Source organism: Streptomyces sp. ITFR-16 (assembly GCF_031844705.1).
GTDB lineage: Bacteria > Actinomycetota > Actinomycetes > Streptomycetales > Streptomycetaceae > Streptomyces.
Genome location: NZ_CP134609.1, coordinates 3,776,554 through 3,792,722 on the forward strand (window position 1 = coordinate 3,776,554; position 16,169 = coordinate 3,792,722).

A 16,169-nucleotide genomic window follows, 5' to 3' on the forward strand; every position below is an offset into this window, starting at 1 on the left:
ACCCCCTCTGCCCCCACGGCGGTGTTGCTCACACCCCCACTGTGGCACCCGTCACTGACATCGCAATGCCGGTGGGCCAAGTGCCGGAATGCTTGCGCCGCACCCTAGTTGGGGGTTCGGCAGGCGTCATCCGGATGGCTTAGCCGTCACTCGATGGAATGGCTTTGGGTAAAGGTGCTGACGCGCCGCCGCCCATAGGGCAGCGGCGCGTCGGCTGAGGTGCTGAGGGGTGCGGACCGGTACGGCTCAGGCCTCCGCGGCCTTCTTCGCGATGTCCGTACGGAACTGGGAGCCGTCGAGACGGATCCGTTCCACCGCCGCGTAGGCACGCTCACGGGCGCCCGCGAGGTCCTTGGCGGTCGCCGTCACGGAGAGCACGCGGCCGCCCGCGCTGACGACCGCGTCGCCGTCCCGCCGGGTCCCGGCGTGCAGGACGTACGCGTGCGGCGCATCCTGTGCCGCGACCTCGTCGAGCCCCTCGATCGGGTCACCCGTGCGCGGGGTGTCCGGGTAGTTGTGGGAGGCGATGACCACCGTGACGGCGGCGTCGTCGCGCCAGGCCAGCGGGGGCAGCGTGTCCAGGGTGCCGTTGGCGGAGCCCAGCAGGACACCGGCCAGCGGGGTCTTCAGCCGGGCCAGGACCACCTGGGTCTCCGGGTCGCCGAAGCGGGCGTTGAACTCGATGACCCGTACGCCGCGCGAGGTGATCGCGAGACCCGCGTACAGCAGCCCGGAGAAGGGCGTACCGCGGCGGCGGAGCTCGTCGACGGTCGGCTGGAGGACCGACTGCAGGACCTCGTCGACCAGCTTGGGGTCGGCCCACGGCAGCGGGGAGTACGCGCCCATGCCGCCGGTGTTCGGGCCCTCGTCGCCGTCCAGGGCGCGCTTGAAGTCCTGGGCGGGCTGGAGCGGGAGCACGGTCGTGCCGTCGGTGATCGCGAAGAGGCTCACCTCGGGGCCGTCGAGGAACTCCTCGATGACCACGCGGTCGCAGGCCAGCGCGTGGGCGCGGGCCACATCGACGTCATCGGTGACGACGACGCCCTTGCCGGCGGCGAGCCCGTCGTCCTTGACGACGTACGGAGCGCCGAACGCGTCGAGGGCCGTGTCGATCTCGGCGGGGGTGGTGCACACATAGCTGCGGGCGGTCGGGACGCCGGCCCCGGCCATCACGTCCTTGGCGAATGCCTTGGAGCCCTCCAGCCGGGCGGCCTCGCCGGACGGGCCGAAGCAGGGGATGCCGGCGGCACGCACCGCGTCGGCGACCCCGGCGACAAGCGGCGCCTCCGGGCCGACGACCACCAGCTCGGCGCCCAGTTCCGTGGCGAGGCGCGCGACGGCGGCGCCGTCGAGGGCGTCGACCGGGCGCAGTTCGGCCACCTCTGCGATGCCGGCGTTGCCGGGGGCGCAGTACAGAGCGGTGACGTCGGGGTCGAGGGACAGAGAGCGGCACAGGGCGTGTTCGCGGGCGCCGCCGCCGATGACGAGGACCTTCACGGGGTGCAGCCTAGCCGCCGGGGCGGGGCGCCCTTGACGGGCGCCGGTCCGTGGACACCCGGGGCACGGCGCACCGCAGGCCCGGGAGCGGGCGGCGCCGGGCTACTCGTTGGTGAATTCCTCGACGACCGTCGCGCCCAGTTCGCGCACGATCAGGTCGTGGCCGGAGAGGGCGGAATCGACGAGGTCGGGGTCGTCGGCCTCGGGGGTGTCGTCCTCGGGTGCGACCGATCTCGGCGGTTCGGGAGCGGTGTACGAGGGGGGCGGCGGCTCGGGCGCGGGCGCGCCGCCACCGGGCTGCTGCCGCTGCTGTTCGGGGGCGGGCCGGCTCTCGTACGACTGCGGAGCGGGGGCGGGCGCGGGGCGCTGGGGCGGAGGCGGCGGTGCGGAGGGGCGGCCGCCGCCGACCGGCGGGGGCTGTCCGGCGCCGCCGGAGGGGTCGACGATCGCCTCGATCTTCCACTGCGCGTTGAACCGCTCGGCCAGCGCCTGCTTCAGCACCTCCTCGCTGCCGCTGCTCGCGAAGTTGTCGCGGGCGCCGGCGTTGAGGAAGCCGATCTGCAGGGTGGCGCCGTCGAACCCGGTGACCTGGGCGTTCTGGCTGAGCAGGATCCAGGTGAACCGGCGGCGGTTCTTGACCGCCTCCAGGATGTCGGGCCACATGTTGCGCACCTGTCCGGCGCCCTGCGTCATGCCCGGGGCGGACTCCGGGACGGGAGCCGGGGCGGGCGCTGCGGCAGCGGCCGGGGCCGGGGCCGGTGCGGGGGCCGCCTGCGGGGGCGGTGCCTGGCCCGGGGTGGAGGCCGTCGGCCAGCCGCCGGGCCGGCGCCCCTGCTCGGGCGCGGCCGCTGCGGGCCAGGCCCCGGGCCGCTGCCCAGCGGCGGGCGCCTCGGCGGGCGGCTGCGACTGCTGTACGGGGGCGGGCGCCGGGGTCGCCTGTGCCGGGGCCGGGGCCGGGGCGGTGGGCGGCGGGGGCGCTTCCCCCCGGGCCGCCGCACGCGCGGCGGCGGGTCCCGAACCGGCGTCGGGCTGCACTGCTGCCGGGGCGGGAGCGGGGGCGGCGGTCTGCGGTGTCTGCGGGACGGGGGCGTGGGCCAGGGCCTCGGGCCCGGGGACGTACCCCATGGCGGGCCCGGGGCCGGTGGTCGCGAAGGACGCGCCCCGTTCCAGCCGGTCCAGCCGGGCCTGCAGCGAGCGCTCGTCGTCGAAGGCGGCGGGCAGCAGCACCCGGGCGCAGATGAGCTCGACCTGGAGCCGGGGCGAGGTCGCGCCGCGCATCTCCGTGAGCCCCTCGTTGACCAGGTCCGCCGCGCGGCTCAGCTCGGCGGCGCCGAAGACGGACGCCTGCGCCGTCATCCGCTCGACGACATCGGCCGGGGCGTCGATGAGCCCCTTCTCCCCCGCGTCCGGCACGGCGGCCAGGATCACCAGGTCGCGCAGCCGCTCCAGCAGGTCGGCGACGAAGCGGCGCGGGTCGTTGCCGCCCTCGATGACGCGGTCCACGACCTCGAAGGCCGCGGCCCCGTCACCCGCCGCGAACGCGTCCACGACCGAGTCGAGCAGGGAGCCGTCCGTATAACCGAGCAGGGACGTCGCCATGGCGTACGTCACACCCTCGTCGCCCGCGCCGGCCAGCAGCTGGTCCATGACGGACATCGAGTCACGGACGGAACCGGCGCCGGCCCGCACGACCAGCGGCAGCACGCCGTCCTCGACGTAGCTGTTCTCCTTGCCGCAGACCTCGGCGAGGTACTCGCGCAGGGTCCCCGGCGGCACGAGGCGGAACGGGTAGTGATGCGTACGCGACCGGATGGTGCCGATGACCTTCTCGGGCTCCGTGGTCGCGAAGATGAACTTGAGGTGCTCCGGCGGCTCCTCCACCACCTTCAGCAGGGCGTTGAACCCCGCCGACGTGACCATGTGGGCCTCGTCGATGATGTAGATCTTGTAACGACTCGAGGCGGGCCCGAAGAACGCCTTCTCGCGCAGATCGCGGGCGTCGTCCACGCCACCGTGCGATGCGGCGTCGATCTCGATGACGTCGATCGAACCCGGCCCGTTGCGCGCGAGGTCCTGACAGGACTGGCACTCCCCGCACGGCGTGGGCGTGGGCCCCTGCTCGCAGTTCAGACAGCGGGCCAGGATGCGCGCACTGGTCGTCTTGCCGCAGCCTCGCGGGCCGCTGAACAGGTACGCGTGATTGACCCGGTTGTTCCGCAGGGCCTGCTGCAGGGGGTCAGTGACATGCTCCTGACCGATGACCTCGGCGAACGACTCGGGGCGGTAGCGGCGGTACAGCGCAAGGGACGACACACCTACGAGGTTATCGGGGCCGACTGACAACCGGCTCCGGACCGGGCACACCACGGCCTCCGGCCCTTCTCGCGCCCCGAAAACCGGCCGCCGCCCGACGCGCAGCGCCACCCGCACCCGACCCGGTCCGGCGGGCTCACCCACCGCCCCGGACACGCAAGGGCCCCCCACGCACCCGCCAGAGCCAACCTACCCTTGCTGCCTTCCGGCCCTGGGGGAGTTCAGTCAGATAGCGCCACGTGAGGGGCTGACGCCCACCTTAACCGATCCCCACCCCCGCAAGTCCACCTCCCCCGCCCTCCGGAAGACCTCCGGGACCGCCCGGACCCCCTCCCCGGGGAACGGGTTCGCGAGCACTCCTCAACGTCTTGTATTGTTTGCGGCGGAGGATTCGCCTAGTGGCCTAGGGCGCACGCTTGGAAAGCGTGTTGGGGGCAACCCCTCACGAGTTCGAATCTCGTATCCTCCGCCATTGCTCTCACCGGGCAATACGTCGAAGGCCCCCGCAGCTCGCTGCGGGGGCCTTCGACGTTGGTGGTTGCAGTTCTGGTTGCAGTCCGTGTGGCGGCCCAGCCTGGACCCGCCAGACGGTCCACTACCGGCGCCTAGGCATCCGGGCCTTGACCCCTGATCCTGGACACACGAGACACTGGATCCTGAGGATCTGAGAACGGACATCTCGTGGTCATGAAGAACTACCCGCCGGAGTTCAAGGCGGACGCGGTCGCGCTGTACGAGTCGCGGCCGGAAGCGACGATCAGGTCGGTCGCGGCCGATCTGGGGATCAACCCGGAGACCCTGCGGAACTGGGTGAGGGCAGCCGGGGTGAGCCGTCCCCGAGGACGACGGACGCAAGAACCGGCCCAGCCGCCGGTACCGCTGGAGGCGGAGAACGCCGCCTTGCGAAAGAAGGTCCGCGAGTTGGAGGAGGAACGGGAGATCCTGCGGAAGGCGGCGAAGTATTTCGCCGGGGAGACGCGCTGGTGAACCGCTTCCAGTGTGTCGCCGACCTCCAGCGCCGTCACGGCGTGAAGCGGCTCTGCAGGATCCTCGGCGTCAGCCGCTCGAGCTTCTACTACTGGCAACGGACAGCCGCTGACCGGGCCGCCCGGCAGGTGGCCGACGCCCGCCTGGCAGCCCGGATACGGGCGGTGCACCAGGAATCGGACGGCACCTACGGAGCCCCGAGGATCACCGCCGAGCTCCGCGAGGAGAACGGTGTCGCGGTCAACCACAAGCGCGTCGCCAGGATCATGCGGGCGTCCGGGATCCAAGGGATCCGGTTGCGGCGCCGGCACCGCACCACCGTCTCTGACCCGGCCGCGGCCAAGGCCCCGGACCTGATCGGCCGCGACTTCACCGCGGACAAGCCGAACACGAAGTACGTCGGTGACATCACCTACCTGCCCGTCGCCGGCGGGAAGTTCTGCTACCTGGCGACCGTCATCGACCTCGCATCGCGCCGTCTCGTCGGCTGGGCGATCGCCGACCACATGCGCGCGGATCTCGTCACCGACGCCCTGGCCGCGGCGATCCGCACCCGCGGCAGCCTTGCCGGATCGATCATGCACACCGACCACGGAGCCCAGTACACGAGCAGGAGTTTCGCCGAAGCCTGCAGGTCAGCAGGGGTGCGGCGAAGTATGAGCGCGGTCGGGTCCAGCGCGGACAACGCACTCGCCGAGTCCTTCAACGCGACCTTCAAACGCGAGACCCTGCAAGGACGAAAGAGCTGGCCGACCGAGCGCGAGGCCCGACTCGACGCCTTCCGATGGCTCCACCGCTACAACACCCGACGCCGACACTCCCGCCTCGGACAACGACCACCGATCACCTTCGAAAACGCCCTCCGCCACACACCAACTACGCTGGCACAAGCCGCATAACCCGTGTCCAGAATTCGGGGTCAAGGCCCTCCCTCGCAACTTCGACCGGCTTTGTCGGTGGTGAGTGGTAACTCTGTTCTCCTACCGATCGGCTTCTCGGGTGAAGGGTCGGACAGCCATGGCGGGGGAGAGCTACGTCGACCACGAGGTCCTCAAGGCATACGCGAAGAACAAGGTGAACGTGCCGAAGGAGGAGGCGAAGGAACGCCGCCGCCAGGTGAACTACCTGCGGGAGCGGCTGGAGGACTACATCGCAGCCCACCCAGACTTCGACCTCGTGAAGCTCCGAGCATCCGGCAGCACGGCCAAGCACACAGCGATCCGTCGCAGGCGCGGCACAGGGTCTGACGCGGATGTCGCCGCGTACCTGCGCGTCGGCGATCCCACCATCGACGTCTCGACGGCACTGGCCTGGCTGGAGAAGCGTTGCAAAGAGGTCTATGGCAAGACGAAGGTTGCGGAGGACTTCAAGCTCTCCGACCACGCTGTCGGTATCACGATGGGGACTGCTGCAGGGATAGGTGACATCTTGACCTGGCTTGCTGAGAGGCGGCCTGGAAGGATGTCGCAGTGCCCAAGCCGTATCCGAAAGAGTTCCGCGAGGACGTCGTGCGTGTCGCGCGCGACCGCGAGCCCGGCGTCACGCTGGAACAGATCGCCGCCGACTTCGGCGTCCACCCGATCACGCTGTCGAAGTGGCTGCGCCGCGCCGACACCGACGAAGGCGGCGCCAAGCCCGCACCGGTGTCGGGTGAGTCCGCCGAGCTGCGCGAGGCCCGCAAGCGCATCCGGCTCCTGGAGCAGGAGAACGAGGTCCTGCGCAGGGCCGCGGCGTATCTGTCGCAGGCGAACCTGCCGTCAAAATGATGTACCCGCCCGTCCGCGAGCTGGCCGCCGCCGCTGCCCCACGCAGGGTGCCGGTGGCGGTGACGTGCCGGGTACTCAATCTGGCCCGCCAGCCCTACTACCGGTGGCTGGCCTCACCGGTCACCGACACCGAGAGGGCCGAGGCATACCGGGCCGACGCCCTGTTCGACGCGCATCGCGACGACCCGGAGTTCGGACACCGCTTCCTGGCCGACGAGGCCCCTGCGGCCGGTGAGACCATGGCCGAGCGGACCGCCTGGCGGACCTGCCGCGACAACCGCTGGTGGAGCGCGTTCGGCAAACGCCAAGGCCGGGGCAGGAACACCAAGGCCGGCCCGCCGGTCCATGACGACCGGGTGAGGCGGGACTTCACCGCTGCCGGGCCGAACCGGCTGTGACTGACGGACATCACCGAGCACGCCACCGGCGAGGGAAAACTCTACCTGCGCGCGGTCAAGGATGTGTACTCCGGCCGTATCGTGGGCTACTCCATCGACGCCCGGATGAAATCCAGCCTCGCCGTGAGGGCTCTTCAATCCGCGGTGGCCCGTCGGGGCCAGGTTGCAGGACGCATCGCGCATTCCAACCGCGGGTCGCATTTTCACTCACGGAAATTCGTCGCCGTTCTCGCACGCCACAGCATGTTCGGATCAATGGGGAGAGTCGGTGCCGCCGACGACAACGCGGCCATGAAGAGCTTCTTCGCGCTACCGCAGAAGAACGTTCCCGACCGCCGTACCTGGGCCACCCGTCAGGAGCTGCGAATCGCGATCGCCACCTGGATCGAACGCACCTACCACCACCGCCGACGCCAGAAACGCCTGGCCCGATTGACCCCCGTCGAGCACGAAGCCACCATCACCCCACCCGCAGCCCTGGCTGCATAACCCCGCTGGCACCTACGCCTGCAGCAGTCCCTTTCACCGGGTTCAATCTTCCCCGCCGGGAACTGCCATGACAGGTCGCCTTCCGTAACGCGTCGTTGTACGAGCAGAACGCGCGCGTCCCGAGCGACGATGGCAGCAGCGACCGCCACTTCTGCCTTACTGGTCACAAGGGTTCCCCCTCCAAGAGCCATCCCCTGACGCGCAACACCGTGGCTTCACCCCTTGATGGGCAGGTCCCGGGCCGCGTAGTACGCCTGCAGCGCCGCCTCGCTGCCGGAGCCCAGGGCAGTCATGATCCGTTGGAAGCGGGCGGAGCGGAGGTCGCCGGCCACGATGAGGCGGGGGTGCTGGTCGGTGGGCGGACAGTATCCGTCCGTGCTGCGGGTCAGGTCTCCGGGTGGGGCGGCGGGGGCGCTTCCCAGGCTGAGGAAGGCCGCGTCCGCCGTGATCGTGCGGTGGGTACCGTCCCTTCCCACTGCCTCGGCCGACAGCGGGGCACCTTCTCCACCGTGCAGCGTCAGGTGATCGACGGGGAGCAGCGTGACCCGTGGGTCCTCGCGGATCTCGTCGATCTTGTACGCGTCGGTCGCCGGGTACGCCACGAGGAGGCGCGTGTCCCTGGTCGGATGGGCGCGCAGGAAGGTGCCGATCGGGCGGTCGCCGCCGAGTACGAGGAGGGTGCGGCCTTGGGCGTCGTCGGCGTTGGCCTGCCAGAGCGCGGGCAGGGGCAGACCGGCGCGGGCGGTGATCCAAGTCGCGTCGCGGGGTTGGAGAGGGCCGACGCCCGTGGCAACGATGGCGTACGAGGCGGTGAGGGAAGCGCCCGTGTCCAGCGTGGCGGTCACCTGGGCGTCGTCAGCGCGAAGCTCGGTGACGTACCGACCGAGTTCAAGGCGGCACAGCTCCGTGCCCTTCAGCTCGGCGACGATGGCGTCGGCCAGCTCGGGGCCGCCGGTGTAGCCGCCGAGGACGTTGTTCAAGGCCGGGATCCGGTACAGGTTCCGGCACAGCCGGTCCGGCTCGACCAGAATCGAGCGCATGCCGACGCTGGCGGCCATGCGTGCGGCAGCGCATCCGGCGGGTCCGCCGCCGATGATGATCAGGTCGGTGTCGTACAGCGTGTCGCCCATGGGGCTATTCCAGCACTGGGGCCCCTGCATACGCGGTGAGTTGGCCGACCACGTGGTCGGTGGTGACAAGTTGGCCGGTTCCGATCAGACGGCGCGCGACGACGAGTCCGGCGTCGTGTACGTCGGGGCCGGCGTCGCTGGCGCAGGCGTCGGTGACGATCCAGGGTGCGTGGCCGTGTTCGAAGGCGTCGGCCGCGGACTTCAGGACGCAGCTCTCAGTAGCGATTCCGCAGAAGACGAGGTCGGTCCAGCCGCCCCCACGGACCAGTTCGGCTGCCTGGGGGGTGAAGAGCGTGTAGCCGGTCTTGTCGACGACCGCGTGCGCGCGGGCTGCCGCCTCCGCGAGATCGGGGACGATGTCGGTCTCCGGTGGTTCCTGGAGTCGGTGCCACTGGAAGAAGCGCTCGTACGGGCTGTCCGGATAGTTGAAGTACCGGGTGAAGATCACGGGTCGGCCGGCGCCGGTCCACTCGGCGACGAGATCGGAGACCGCAGGCACGGCGTGACGGCTTCGCTCGTTCACGAAGCCGTTCTGCATGTCAATCACGACCAGCGCAGCGCTGCCGATGTCCATCCGTTGCTTCTCCTGCCCTGTGTTCTCACCCGACGCCCTCTCGCAGAGCGTCCTGCGCGGCGCGCAGCCGTTCGGCCAGCCCGCTGGTCTTCATGATGGCCTCCCGCATCAGAACGTGTTGAGCGGTCTCCTGGGCTCGGGCCGTGGTGAGCCGGGAGGAGGCGGCACGCAGGAAGCGCCAGCCGTACTCCTCGGGCATGAAGGGGTCCTGGCCGTCCTCGATCATCTGCTGCACCTGGCGAGTGAAGCACCAGAGGGCTTGGACGGTCAGTTCGCAGGTATCCAACTCGTCGATCGTGAGGCTGCGCTCGCGGGAGTGAGAGGCGTAGGCGACGCCTGACCAGCCCGCATAGGCGGTGGACACACCCCGTACGCCGAAGGACACGATGTCGGGGTGGTCGAAGCCGGTGGCTAACGAGCTCGTGCACGGTAGGCGGTGGGACGTCGAGGCTGTCGGCGGGGCTCGGTGTTCACCTCTGGCGTGTCGACGTCAGGTCCGCGGTCTGCTGATGGGACAGCAGGCCGGCGACGGCTTGGACGGTGTCGCTCATGTGCTCGCGGCAGCCGGGGTGGCGGGCCAGGGCACGCCAATTCTTCAGATGGGCAATGCCGTGCTCGACTCGGATCCGCCTTGAGGAGTGTGCCTTGCGCTGGCGTTCGTACATCTCCTCGTACCATTCCGGGGCGTTCTTCTTGAACTTGCGGTGCGGTGGTGTCATCACCCGGCCGCCGGTCTGCGCGCCAAGGCCCTGGTAGCCAGCATCGGCGGGAATCTCGACCGCGGGCCCGTCGGCCAAGAGCTTGACCAGCCCCAACTGGCGGGCGTGAGTGATGTCCGCGCAGCTTGCGGGTCGTGCTGGGCTGCACCACAGCACGCGGCCTTCGGCGTCCGTGACCACCATGGACTTGACGGCGTTCTGCTTGTTCTTGCCGGAGATGAACTTGTCGCGGTCCGTCCGTCCGGCGGCGGGCCGACGGACGCGGATCTCGGTGCCGTCGATGATGCCGGTCGTCCCGCTCGCGCCGAGGTGGTCGACGACGTCGGCCAGAGTTCGCAGCCGCACGTCGGGGCTGACCGTGCAGCCTCGCTCGGCGAGCAGGGGCCGCACCTCGCCGACGGCCCGGGTGATGGTGGAGCGGTCCACGCCGAACCAGCAGGCCAGCACGTCGTGGGTGACCCCGTGACGAAGATGGACGAGCGTGGCCAGCAGCCGATCGACAAACACCAGCCGGTGCTTTGCGCCGGTGCCCACGGCCCGCTTCCGCGGCCGGGAGGTGAGCCGGGCCTGGTGACGCTCTTGCCACAACGGGCTGATCTCCTCGACGAGTTCAGCAATCACTCCCACAGCCAGGCCCGTGATCCGCCGATTGCTGATGATCACCGCACGCGTTGAGTTCCCCACCACAAGACCATGATCGAGGATCAGGAGCTCGACGTCTCACCGCCTACCGTGCACGAGCTCGTAAGAGAGACTCCTCGACCGTACCGCCCAGAGGAGCGGGGCCGTCCGGGGCGCCGCGGTCGACCAGGACAGAGGGCGTGGACAGCAGGCGCAGTGCGGTGTCGTGGGCGTCGCCGGACCAGGGGCCAGAGGTGAGCCAGTAGAGGGAGAGGACGTACTCGGGGTTGGGAACGCCGGCGGGTTCCTCGTCCAGGAGGTCGCGGAGCTTGTCTCGTGCCCAGGGCAGGTCGGAGGCGTAGGAGCGGTACCGCCACGAGCGCGGCAGGCTGGTGCGGCTGAACGAGGTGAAAGACGGCCACCTCACACGCGAAGACGTGAAGGACGCACTCCTGTGCCTCGGGGTGGTCGACGCGGGCCGAGGAGGACTCCAGCCACTCGCCGTGCGCACTCGGTCTCATGTGTGCACGGAGGCGGCCGGCGTGCTCGACGCCGATGAAAACTGGCAGGAACTTGTGGGAGTCGACTTCGATTCGGCCTGTCACGGGAGGATGCCGTCGAGATCATGACCGCCGAGGACTACACGGAGTTCCAGCGCATGCTCCCGCTCGTCACAGCACAGGACACCCTTGAGTATCGCGCCCTTCATGGATCGGACTGACACCACGCATCCCCGGCAGCCCCAGGCCACTGCTCCGGACTACGCCAGCGTCCCTGACTCCGAACACGCTGCAGGCCCGACCGAAGCACCGGCCGGGCCTGCCACATCCTGAGCTGCACCGTGAAGGTTGACGTCACGGCCCCGGCCCGGCCCCTGCGCAGCAGCGAATCTGAGGCTGTGAGGGCCGGGGCCATTACAAGAGGCGGCTCGGTGCTGTCGCCGGATACCCGTCAGGCGAAGAGCAAAGTGGGTTCAGCGAGGATGTCGCGGTCCAGCTCGCTCTTGTAGATGAGGTCGATGCTGCCGAAGCGGGCCTGTTCGTAGTCGAGGCCGAGATCGGACACAGCCTTGCGGACAGCTTCCTCGGAGCCGGCTTCGACCTCCAGGAAGGTAGGGAGGCCGGGCCAGGTGTCGAGGTCGTAGGCGACGCCGTCGAGCTGCCACTCCTCGCGGTAGTTCTGCTGGTACCGCACCTGACGAAGGCCAAGGGCTGCGAGGAGTTCCGCAGTGCGCTCCAGGTCGTTGACCTCGATCTCGATCTCAGTGGTGCCGTTGATGTGGGTGGCGTCGCTAACCTGCTTGAGGGTCAGCGTGGTCTTGCCGCCCTCATCGCGCAGGCGCAGCCACTGCTCGCCCTGGACCGCATCGTTCTCGAAGATGAGCCGGGTGAACATCGTCTTGTCGAAGGATCGCTCGGCGCCGGCAGCCCGCAGCTGGTCTCGGACGGCGTCGACGTCGATCCGCAGGAACTTCGCTTCGTATTCGTGCTGAGCCAAGGCTCTCTCGCTTTCGGTGTGTTGGAGGTGTCGTCCGTGTCTTACGGGGCCACGGAGGTCTTACGACGGTTCTACGCGGCCAGGGCCTGGAGTTCATGCAGATCTTGCTCGCGGGCCTTGCGAACCTCGGCGCATATCTCGCTGCCCACGAACTCTTCCACGGGTAGGCAGAGATCCATGCGCTGAATGCACACGCCGACGTGGAACACACCCTCCGGGTCGCGGTACAACCGGACGCCGTAGTAGCCCTCCTGGCAGTCGGTGGTGTTGTTGTTGAGAGGGCACCTCGTGCAAGTCTCCGGCAGCCGCAGCGGGCGTATGTGCTTGGCGACCAGTCGTTGTCCATCAGGCAGCCGGTATCCGATACGAAATCCGGACGTGCCCGCGATCAGCCGGACTTCTTCAGGCTCGGCATCGAGCTGGTCCAGAAGCACGTCGACGGCGTCGAGGGAAGCGTTGCCGTCAGCCAGCGACGTCAGGACTCGTACGGACACCTGTGGCGAGTACCTCTCCAGGAGGCGATGTACGCGGGGGATGTGGCTGTGATTGGGGATGACGATGTTCGCGCGAACGCCGATACCGAGAGAGGTTGCCAGACGTAGCGACTGCTCCAGTGCCTTGATCTTGCGGGTGGCTCGCTGTCGAGAGTGGTACCGATCGCCCTGGACCTGGGCGAGTTCCTCGGAAGTCGTGCCGAAGATCGAGAAGTTGGCGTGGTCGAGTCCCGCCCGGGCGCACTCGGGTAGCGACCGCGCGCCATTCTCGCCGTTCGAGGTGACGCTGGTCGTGTAACCAGCGCTCCTGGCGAGGGTGATGATCTGGGCAAGGCGGGAGTGGAGTGTCGGCTCACCGCCGTTGTCGCTGCTTAGTTGCGGTGTCTCTTTCAATCCCTGCGCGAGCATTGAGATCCGTCCAATTAGTTTTCTGTCGTTTGCAGTCAACTGTGTCTCATACCTAGAGTCACCCGTCATGCAACAGACATTCTTCTCGGCTGATGGCTGGGAGTCCTGGGGTCTCGATGACAGGCCGGTGATCCCCGAGGGCATGCCGGTGCTCGTCGATGACGACCTGCTGTTTGAGGATGGTGGGGTACCACGGCCGACCGTCGCTGTGAATCGGTGGCTGAGTGAGCTGCCGTCGAGTGGCTGCCCGTCACCGCGGTCGTGGCGGTACTACGCGCAGGTGTTGCGTGGGTGGTTGGAGCATCTTGCCGCCCACGGGTTCGGCCCGTTTGAGGAGCGGACCCGTCTGAAGGCGGCGCTGAGTTCGTACGCGGTGTTCCGGGCGAGCGGTCCGCTGGAACAGCGGATCGAGGCCACGACGTGGAACCAGCACATGAGCATCCTGTCCGGCTTCTACCGGTGGGCGGTGGCTGAAGGCGTCGCTTCGGCCGAGCCGTTCACCTACAAGCAGGCTCAGACGTTCTACGGCGATCAGGTACGCGAGCGGTCGGTGAACCTGGCGAACCGTCGTACCCCGAAGGCCCACGTGACGATCAAGTACCTGGAGAACGACTTCGCCGAGTTGTTCCTGCGTGCTCTGGCGGGGCTGCGGCCCGACGGAGGCGAGGACAAGGGCTTCCGCGGGAGGGAGACTGCCCGCAACGCGGCGATCGGTCGGCTGGCGTTGTCGACTGGCCTGCGCCGACAGGAGTTCACCTACTTGCTCACGACCGAGGTTCCGCCGCTTCCTCCCGCGTCGACGGCATTGCCGATCCCCTTCCCGGTAGCGGCCGGCATCACGAAGGGACGCAAGTACCGCACGACCTGGATCGACTATGCGGCGCTGGCCGAAGTGCACGGCTACATGGACCTGTTCCGGCCCCTCTCCGTCGAGGGTTCGTCGTGGCGTCCGCCTGCGCGATGGGGGGAGCCGCTGGTGGTTACCGAAGCGGATGCGCGAGGCGGGAGGGTCAATGGCAAGCGCACGCAGTGGGCTTCGCTGCGGCCGGTCGAGCGGCGGCGCCTGGTCGCCCCGGACGGAGGCAGCATGTTGCTGGCGGTCCGGCACGACGGCGGCCCGTTCACGGCCTGGCCCACCGTCTTCGCCCGCACTTCGACGCGGATCCGTGACCGGCACGAACCCCGGTTCCCTCACGTCTTTGCCCACCGGCTGCGTCACAGCTTCGCGATGCGCGCGTTGGAACTGCTGGTCGGCGGCTATTACACGCAGGCAGCGAAGCTCGTTCGCGACACGGATGCCGATGCCGCGCTGGCGCTCTACCTGAGCAAGGCCGATCCGCTGATGGTGCTGCGCGACCTGCTGGGGCACTCCAGTGTGCTCGTCACGGAAACATACCTCCGGCGCCTGGACATGACCCGCATCTACAAGGACGCCTACGACCGGGCGGAACGCCTCTACGATCCCATCGGCCGCGAGGCAGTCGCCCACGAGGCCGACGACGAGTTCGACGAAGACGAGGAGAGTTGATGCCCGCGCGTATCGTCGACGAGCCGCTGGGCATCGAATGCGTTCTGAGCAACGCCACCACGGTCACCTTGACCTTCGGCACGTGCCCCAATTCGGTCCTAGCCCGCGAGCTGCTCAGCGGCCTGGTTGGACTGGTCCACCCGCACGGACGGGTCGATGCGCCCTCCACCGTGGAGATGTACGTCAACGCCGCCCGCGCGATGGTCAAGACCCTGGACGCTGGCGGCTTCACGGGGTCTGCTGCGGGGCTTTCCCGGGCACGTCTCGCAGAGTACTTGTGGGGCCTGTCTCATCAGGCTGAAGCTGCCTGCCGCCGCATGCTGGCCGTCTTCGATGAGGACGTACAGGTACTGCGGCCCGAGGTGCGTGAACTCGTCCGCGGCCGGACATTCAACCGGACCGTGACCAGGGCACCGCTGGCTCCCTACGGAGAGCGGGAGTGGCAGCGACTGCAGGAAGCATGCCGTGCTGTGGTTCGAGAGTCCTACGCCGTTCACCAGCAGGCGCTCGCCGCCGCCGAGGAAGGCCAGGATCCCAGCGAGGGTGGGTGGAGCGAACCGAACGTGCACTGGCAGCTTGTTCATCGCGGCCCGACCACCGCTGCCGAGATCGGCGCGGAGCTCGGCTGGAGCACGCCATGGGTAAACCGGCAGATCCCCGAGCTCAGGCGGGCGACCACCGCTCTGTTCCCCGACGTCTCTGCGACGCTGGCCTACCGGCTCCTCTTCGCCACCTACACCGGGGTCGTTCCCGACGGTGTCGACGATCTCAGCGTCGAGGGCCTGGACTGGGCCGGCGACGGGGTGGTCCTGCTCGACTACCTCAAGGGCCGCACGGCCAAGGAGAGTACGACGTTGAACCGGCGCGGCGTGCGCCTGCTGGAACAGTGGCTGCGGCACTCCGAACTGTCCCGGCGCCACGCTCCTCGCGAGTTCCGTGATGCCTTGTGGCTGCGGCACGTGCCCGGCAGCGTCGGGGGGCCGTGGCACACGACCCCCATTTCGACGTATCCGGTGCGGGCCTGGATGACCAAGCACCGAGTAGTCGGCGACGACGGAAAGCCGCTCAAGATCCACGAGTCCCGCATCCGGACCACCTACCAATCTCTGCGTGAACGGCGAAGCTGGTTCGGCAGCACCCGGGCCACTGTGGACCCGAACCACACTCCCCGTGTGGAAGGCGATCACTACCTGACCGTGACCACACCGGCCCAGAAAGACGCCGTCGAGACCATCATCGAAGAAGCTCAGGCCGACCTGCTGCGCAAATCCCGTCCCCCGCTGATCCTGACGGATGATCAGGCGGCGGACCTTGCGGGGGAACTTCCCGGGCTGGTCGCCGGGATGGACCTGGACGATTCGGCGCTTGCCGAGCTGCTCGGCGGCGAGCGCGACGTGTTCGTGGCAGCCTGCACCGATCCACTCAGCGGCCTGCACGGTCCGGCGGGCAAGCCCTGCCCGGCACGACCGTGGATCTGCCTACTCTGCCCATTGGCGATCTTCGCGCCACGGCACGTCCCGAATCTGCTGCGGATAAAGGCATTCTTCTCCCGCCAGTGGAAGCAGACGCCTGCCGCCCAGTTCATGGCCGTCTTCGGCCCCTACGCGCAACGCGTCGATGAAGTCCTCGACGTCTTTCGCGCGCGTGACGCGCAACTGGTCCTCCGCGCGGCCGCCGCGGTGGCCGATACCGACGACGAACTGCCGTTGCTTCCCGAGGAGCGCACACAGTGATCAGACGCCACCCTG

At 68.9% G+C, this 16,169-nt stretch carries 12 protein-coding genes, 1 tRNA gene, 1 other RNA gene and 2 pseudogenes; 5 read left to right on the forward strand and 11 right to left on the reverse strand.

What is annotated here, in order from left to right:
- Positions 1 to 246 precede the first annotated feature (246 nt).
- The 3 genes from purD to ffs form a co-directional block, all read right to left on the reverse strand.
- Positions 247 to 1,497: a phosphoribosylamine--glycine ligase gene (gene purD / locus RLT58_RS16820; protein ID WP_311311199.1), complete on the reverse strand. Its 1,251-nt coding sequence runs from the start codon at positions 1,495 to 1,497 to the stop codon at positions 247 to 249.
- 102 nt (positions 1,498 to 1,599) lie between these two features.
- Positions 1,600 to 3,810, reverse strand: coding sequence for a DNA polymerase III subunit gamma and tau (locus RLT58_RS16825; protein ID WP_311311200.1), 2,211 nt, complete (start codon positions 3,808 to 3,810; stop codon positions 1,600 to 1,602).
- A 155-nt stretch (positions 3,811 to 3,965) separates the two neighbouring features.
- Positions 3,966 to 4,062: signal recognition particle sRNA small type (gene ffs / locus RLT58_RS16830), an RNA gene on the reverse strand.
- A gap of 132 nt (positions 4,063 to 4,194) precedes the next feature.
- Between ffs and RLT58_RS16835 the strand changes: the two genes are divergently transcribed.
- From RLT58_RS16835 to RLT58_RS16845, 3 genes and pseudogenes are all read left to right on the forward strand, one after another.
- A tRNA-Ser gene (locus tag RLT58_RS16835) sits at positions 4,195 to 4,282 on the forward strand.
- A gap of 209 nt (positions 4,283 to 4,491) precedes the next feature.
- A protein-coding gene (locus tag RLT58_RS16840; protein ID WP_311309275.1) for an IS3 family transposase occupies positions 4,492 to 5,696 on the forward strand; the annotation gives its coding sequence in 2 pieces (ribosomal slippage) (positions 4,492 to 4,783 and positions 4,783 to 5,696; 1,206 coding nt in all).
- 570 nt (positions 5,697 to 6,266) lie between these two features.
- A pseudogene (locus tag RLT58_RS16845) lies at positions 6,267 to 7,450 on the forward strand (IS3 family transposase).
- Here the strand turns inward: RLT58_RS16845 and RLT58_RS16850 are convergent.
- The 8 genes and pseudogenes from RLT58_RS16850 to RLT58_RS16885 all read right to left on the reverse strand — a co-directional run bounded on the left by RLT58_RS16850 (position 7,357) and on the right by RLT58_RS16885 (position 12,932).
- On the reverse strand, positions 7,357 to 7,641 hold the full coding sequence (locus RLT58_RS16850; protein ID WP_311311201.1) for an NUDIX hydrolase: 285 nt from the start codon (positions 7,639 to 7,641) through the stop codon (positions 7,357 to 7,359). The pseudogene RLT58_RS16845 and the gene RLT58_RS16850 overlap by 94 nt on opposite strands.
- 24 nt (positions 7,642 to 7,665) lie before the next feature.
- The gene (locus RLT58_RS16855; RefSeq protein ID WP_311311202.1) at positions 7,666 to 8,580 is read right to left on the reverse strand and encodes an FAD-dependent oxidoreductase; all 915 of its coding nucleotides are present in this window, start codon (positions 8,578 to 8,580) and stop codon (positions 7,666 to 7,668) included.
- A 4-nt stretch (positions 8,581 to 8,584) separates the two neighbouring features.
- Positions 8,585 to 9,154 carry a cysteine hydrolase family protein gene (locus RLT58_RS16860; protein WP_311311203.1) on the reverse strand — a complete coding sequence of 190 codons (570 nt, stop codon included), beginning with the start codon at positions 9,152 to 9,154 and terminating at the stop codon, positions 8,585 to 8,587.
- Positions 9,155 to 9,179: 25 nt separating this feature from the next.
- Positions 9,180 to 9,575, reverse strand: a pseudogene (locus RLT58_RS16865) (hypothetical protein); the annotation flags it as partial.
- Between the two features lie 49 nt (positions 9,576 to 9,624).
- Positions 9,625 to 10,536, reverse strand: a complete 912-nt coding sequence (locus RLT58_RS16870; RefSeq protein WP_311311204.1) for a transposase family protein — start codon at positions 10,534 to 10,536, stop codon at positions 9,625 to 9,627.
- Positions 10,537 to 10,600: 64 nt separating this feature from the next.
- Entirely contained in the window at positions 10,601 to 10,921 is a 321-nt protein-coding gene (locus tag RLT58_RS16875) for a hypothetical protein (protein ID WP_311311205.1), read from the reverse strand.
- Positions 10,922 to 11,445: 524 nt separating this feature from the next.
- Positions 11,446 to 11,991 (reverse strand): class IV adenylate cyclase, encoded by a 546-nt coding sequence (locus tag RLT58_RS16880; protein WP_311311206.1) that lies wholly within the window; start codon positions 11,989 to 11,991, stop codon positions 11,446 to 11,448.
- Positions 11,992 to 12,062: 71 nt separating this feature from the next.
- A complete protein-coding gene (locus tag RLT58_RS16885; RefSeq protein WP_311311207.1) occupies positions 12,063 to 12,932 on the reverse strand; it encodes a radical SAM protein in 870 nt (289 codons plus the stop codon).
- A gap of 28 nt (positions 12,933 to 12,960) precedes the next feature.
- Here RLT58_RS16885 and RLT58_RS16890 point away from each other — a divergent pair, with 28 nt between their 5' ends.
- Complete coding sequence (locus RLT58_RS16890) at positions 12,961 to 14,421, forward strand: tyrosine-type recombinase/integrase (RefSeq protein WP_311311208.1); 1,461 nt, start codon at positions 12,961 to 12,963, stop codon at positions 14,419 to 14,421.
- Positions 14,421 to 16,154 (forward strand): hypothetical protein, encoded by a 1,734-nt coding sequence (locus tag RLT58_RS16895; protein ID WP_311311209.1) that lies wholly within the window; start codon positions 14,421 to 14,423, stop codon positions 16,152 to 16,154. The genes RLT58_RS16890 and RLT58_RS16895 overlap by 1 nt, the downstream gene beginning before the upstream one ends.
- Positions 16,155 to 16,169: the final 15 nt, after the last annotated feature.

What these genes read in the sequence shown, in the direction of transcription:
- RLT58_RS16850 (WP_311311201.1), bottom strand. Translation starts at nt 7,641, where the DNA reads ATGGCTCTTGGAGGGGGAACCCTTGTGACCAGTAAGGCAGAAGTGGCG.
- RLT58_RS16855 (WP_311311202.1), bottom strand. Translation starts at nt 8,580, where the DNA reads ATGGGCGACACGCTGTACGACACCGACCTGATCATCATCGGCGGCGGA.
- RLT58_RS16860 (WP_311311203.1), bottom strand. Translation starts at nt 9,154, where the DNA reads ATGGACATCGGCAGCGCTGCGCTGGTCGTGATTGACATGCAGAACGGC.
- RLT58_RS16890 (WP_311311208.1), top strand. Translation starts at nt 12,961, where the DNA reads ATGCAACAGACATTCTTCTCGGCTGATGGCTGGGAGTCCTGGGGTCTC.
- RLT58_RS16895 (WP_311311209.1), top strand. Translation starts at nt 14,421, where the DNA reads ATGCCCGCGCGTATCGTCGACGAGCCGCTGGGCATCGAATGCGTTCTG.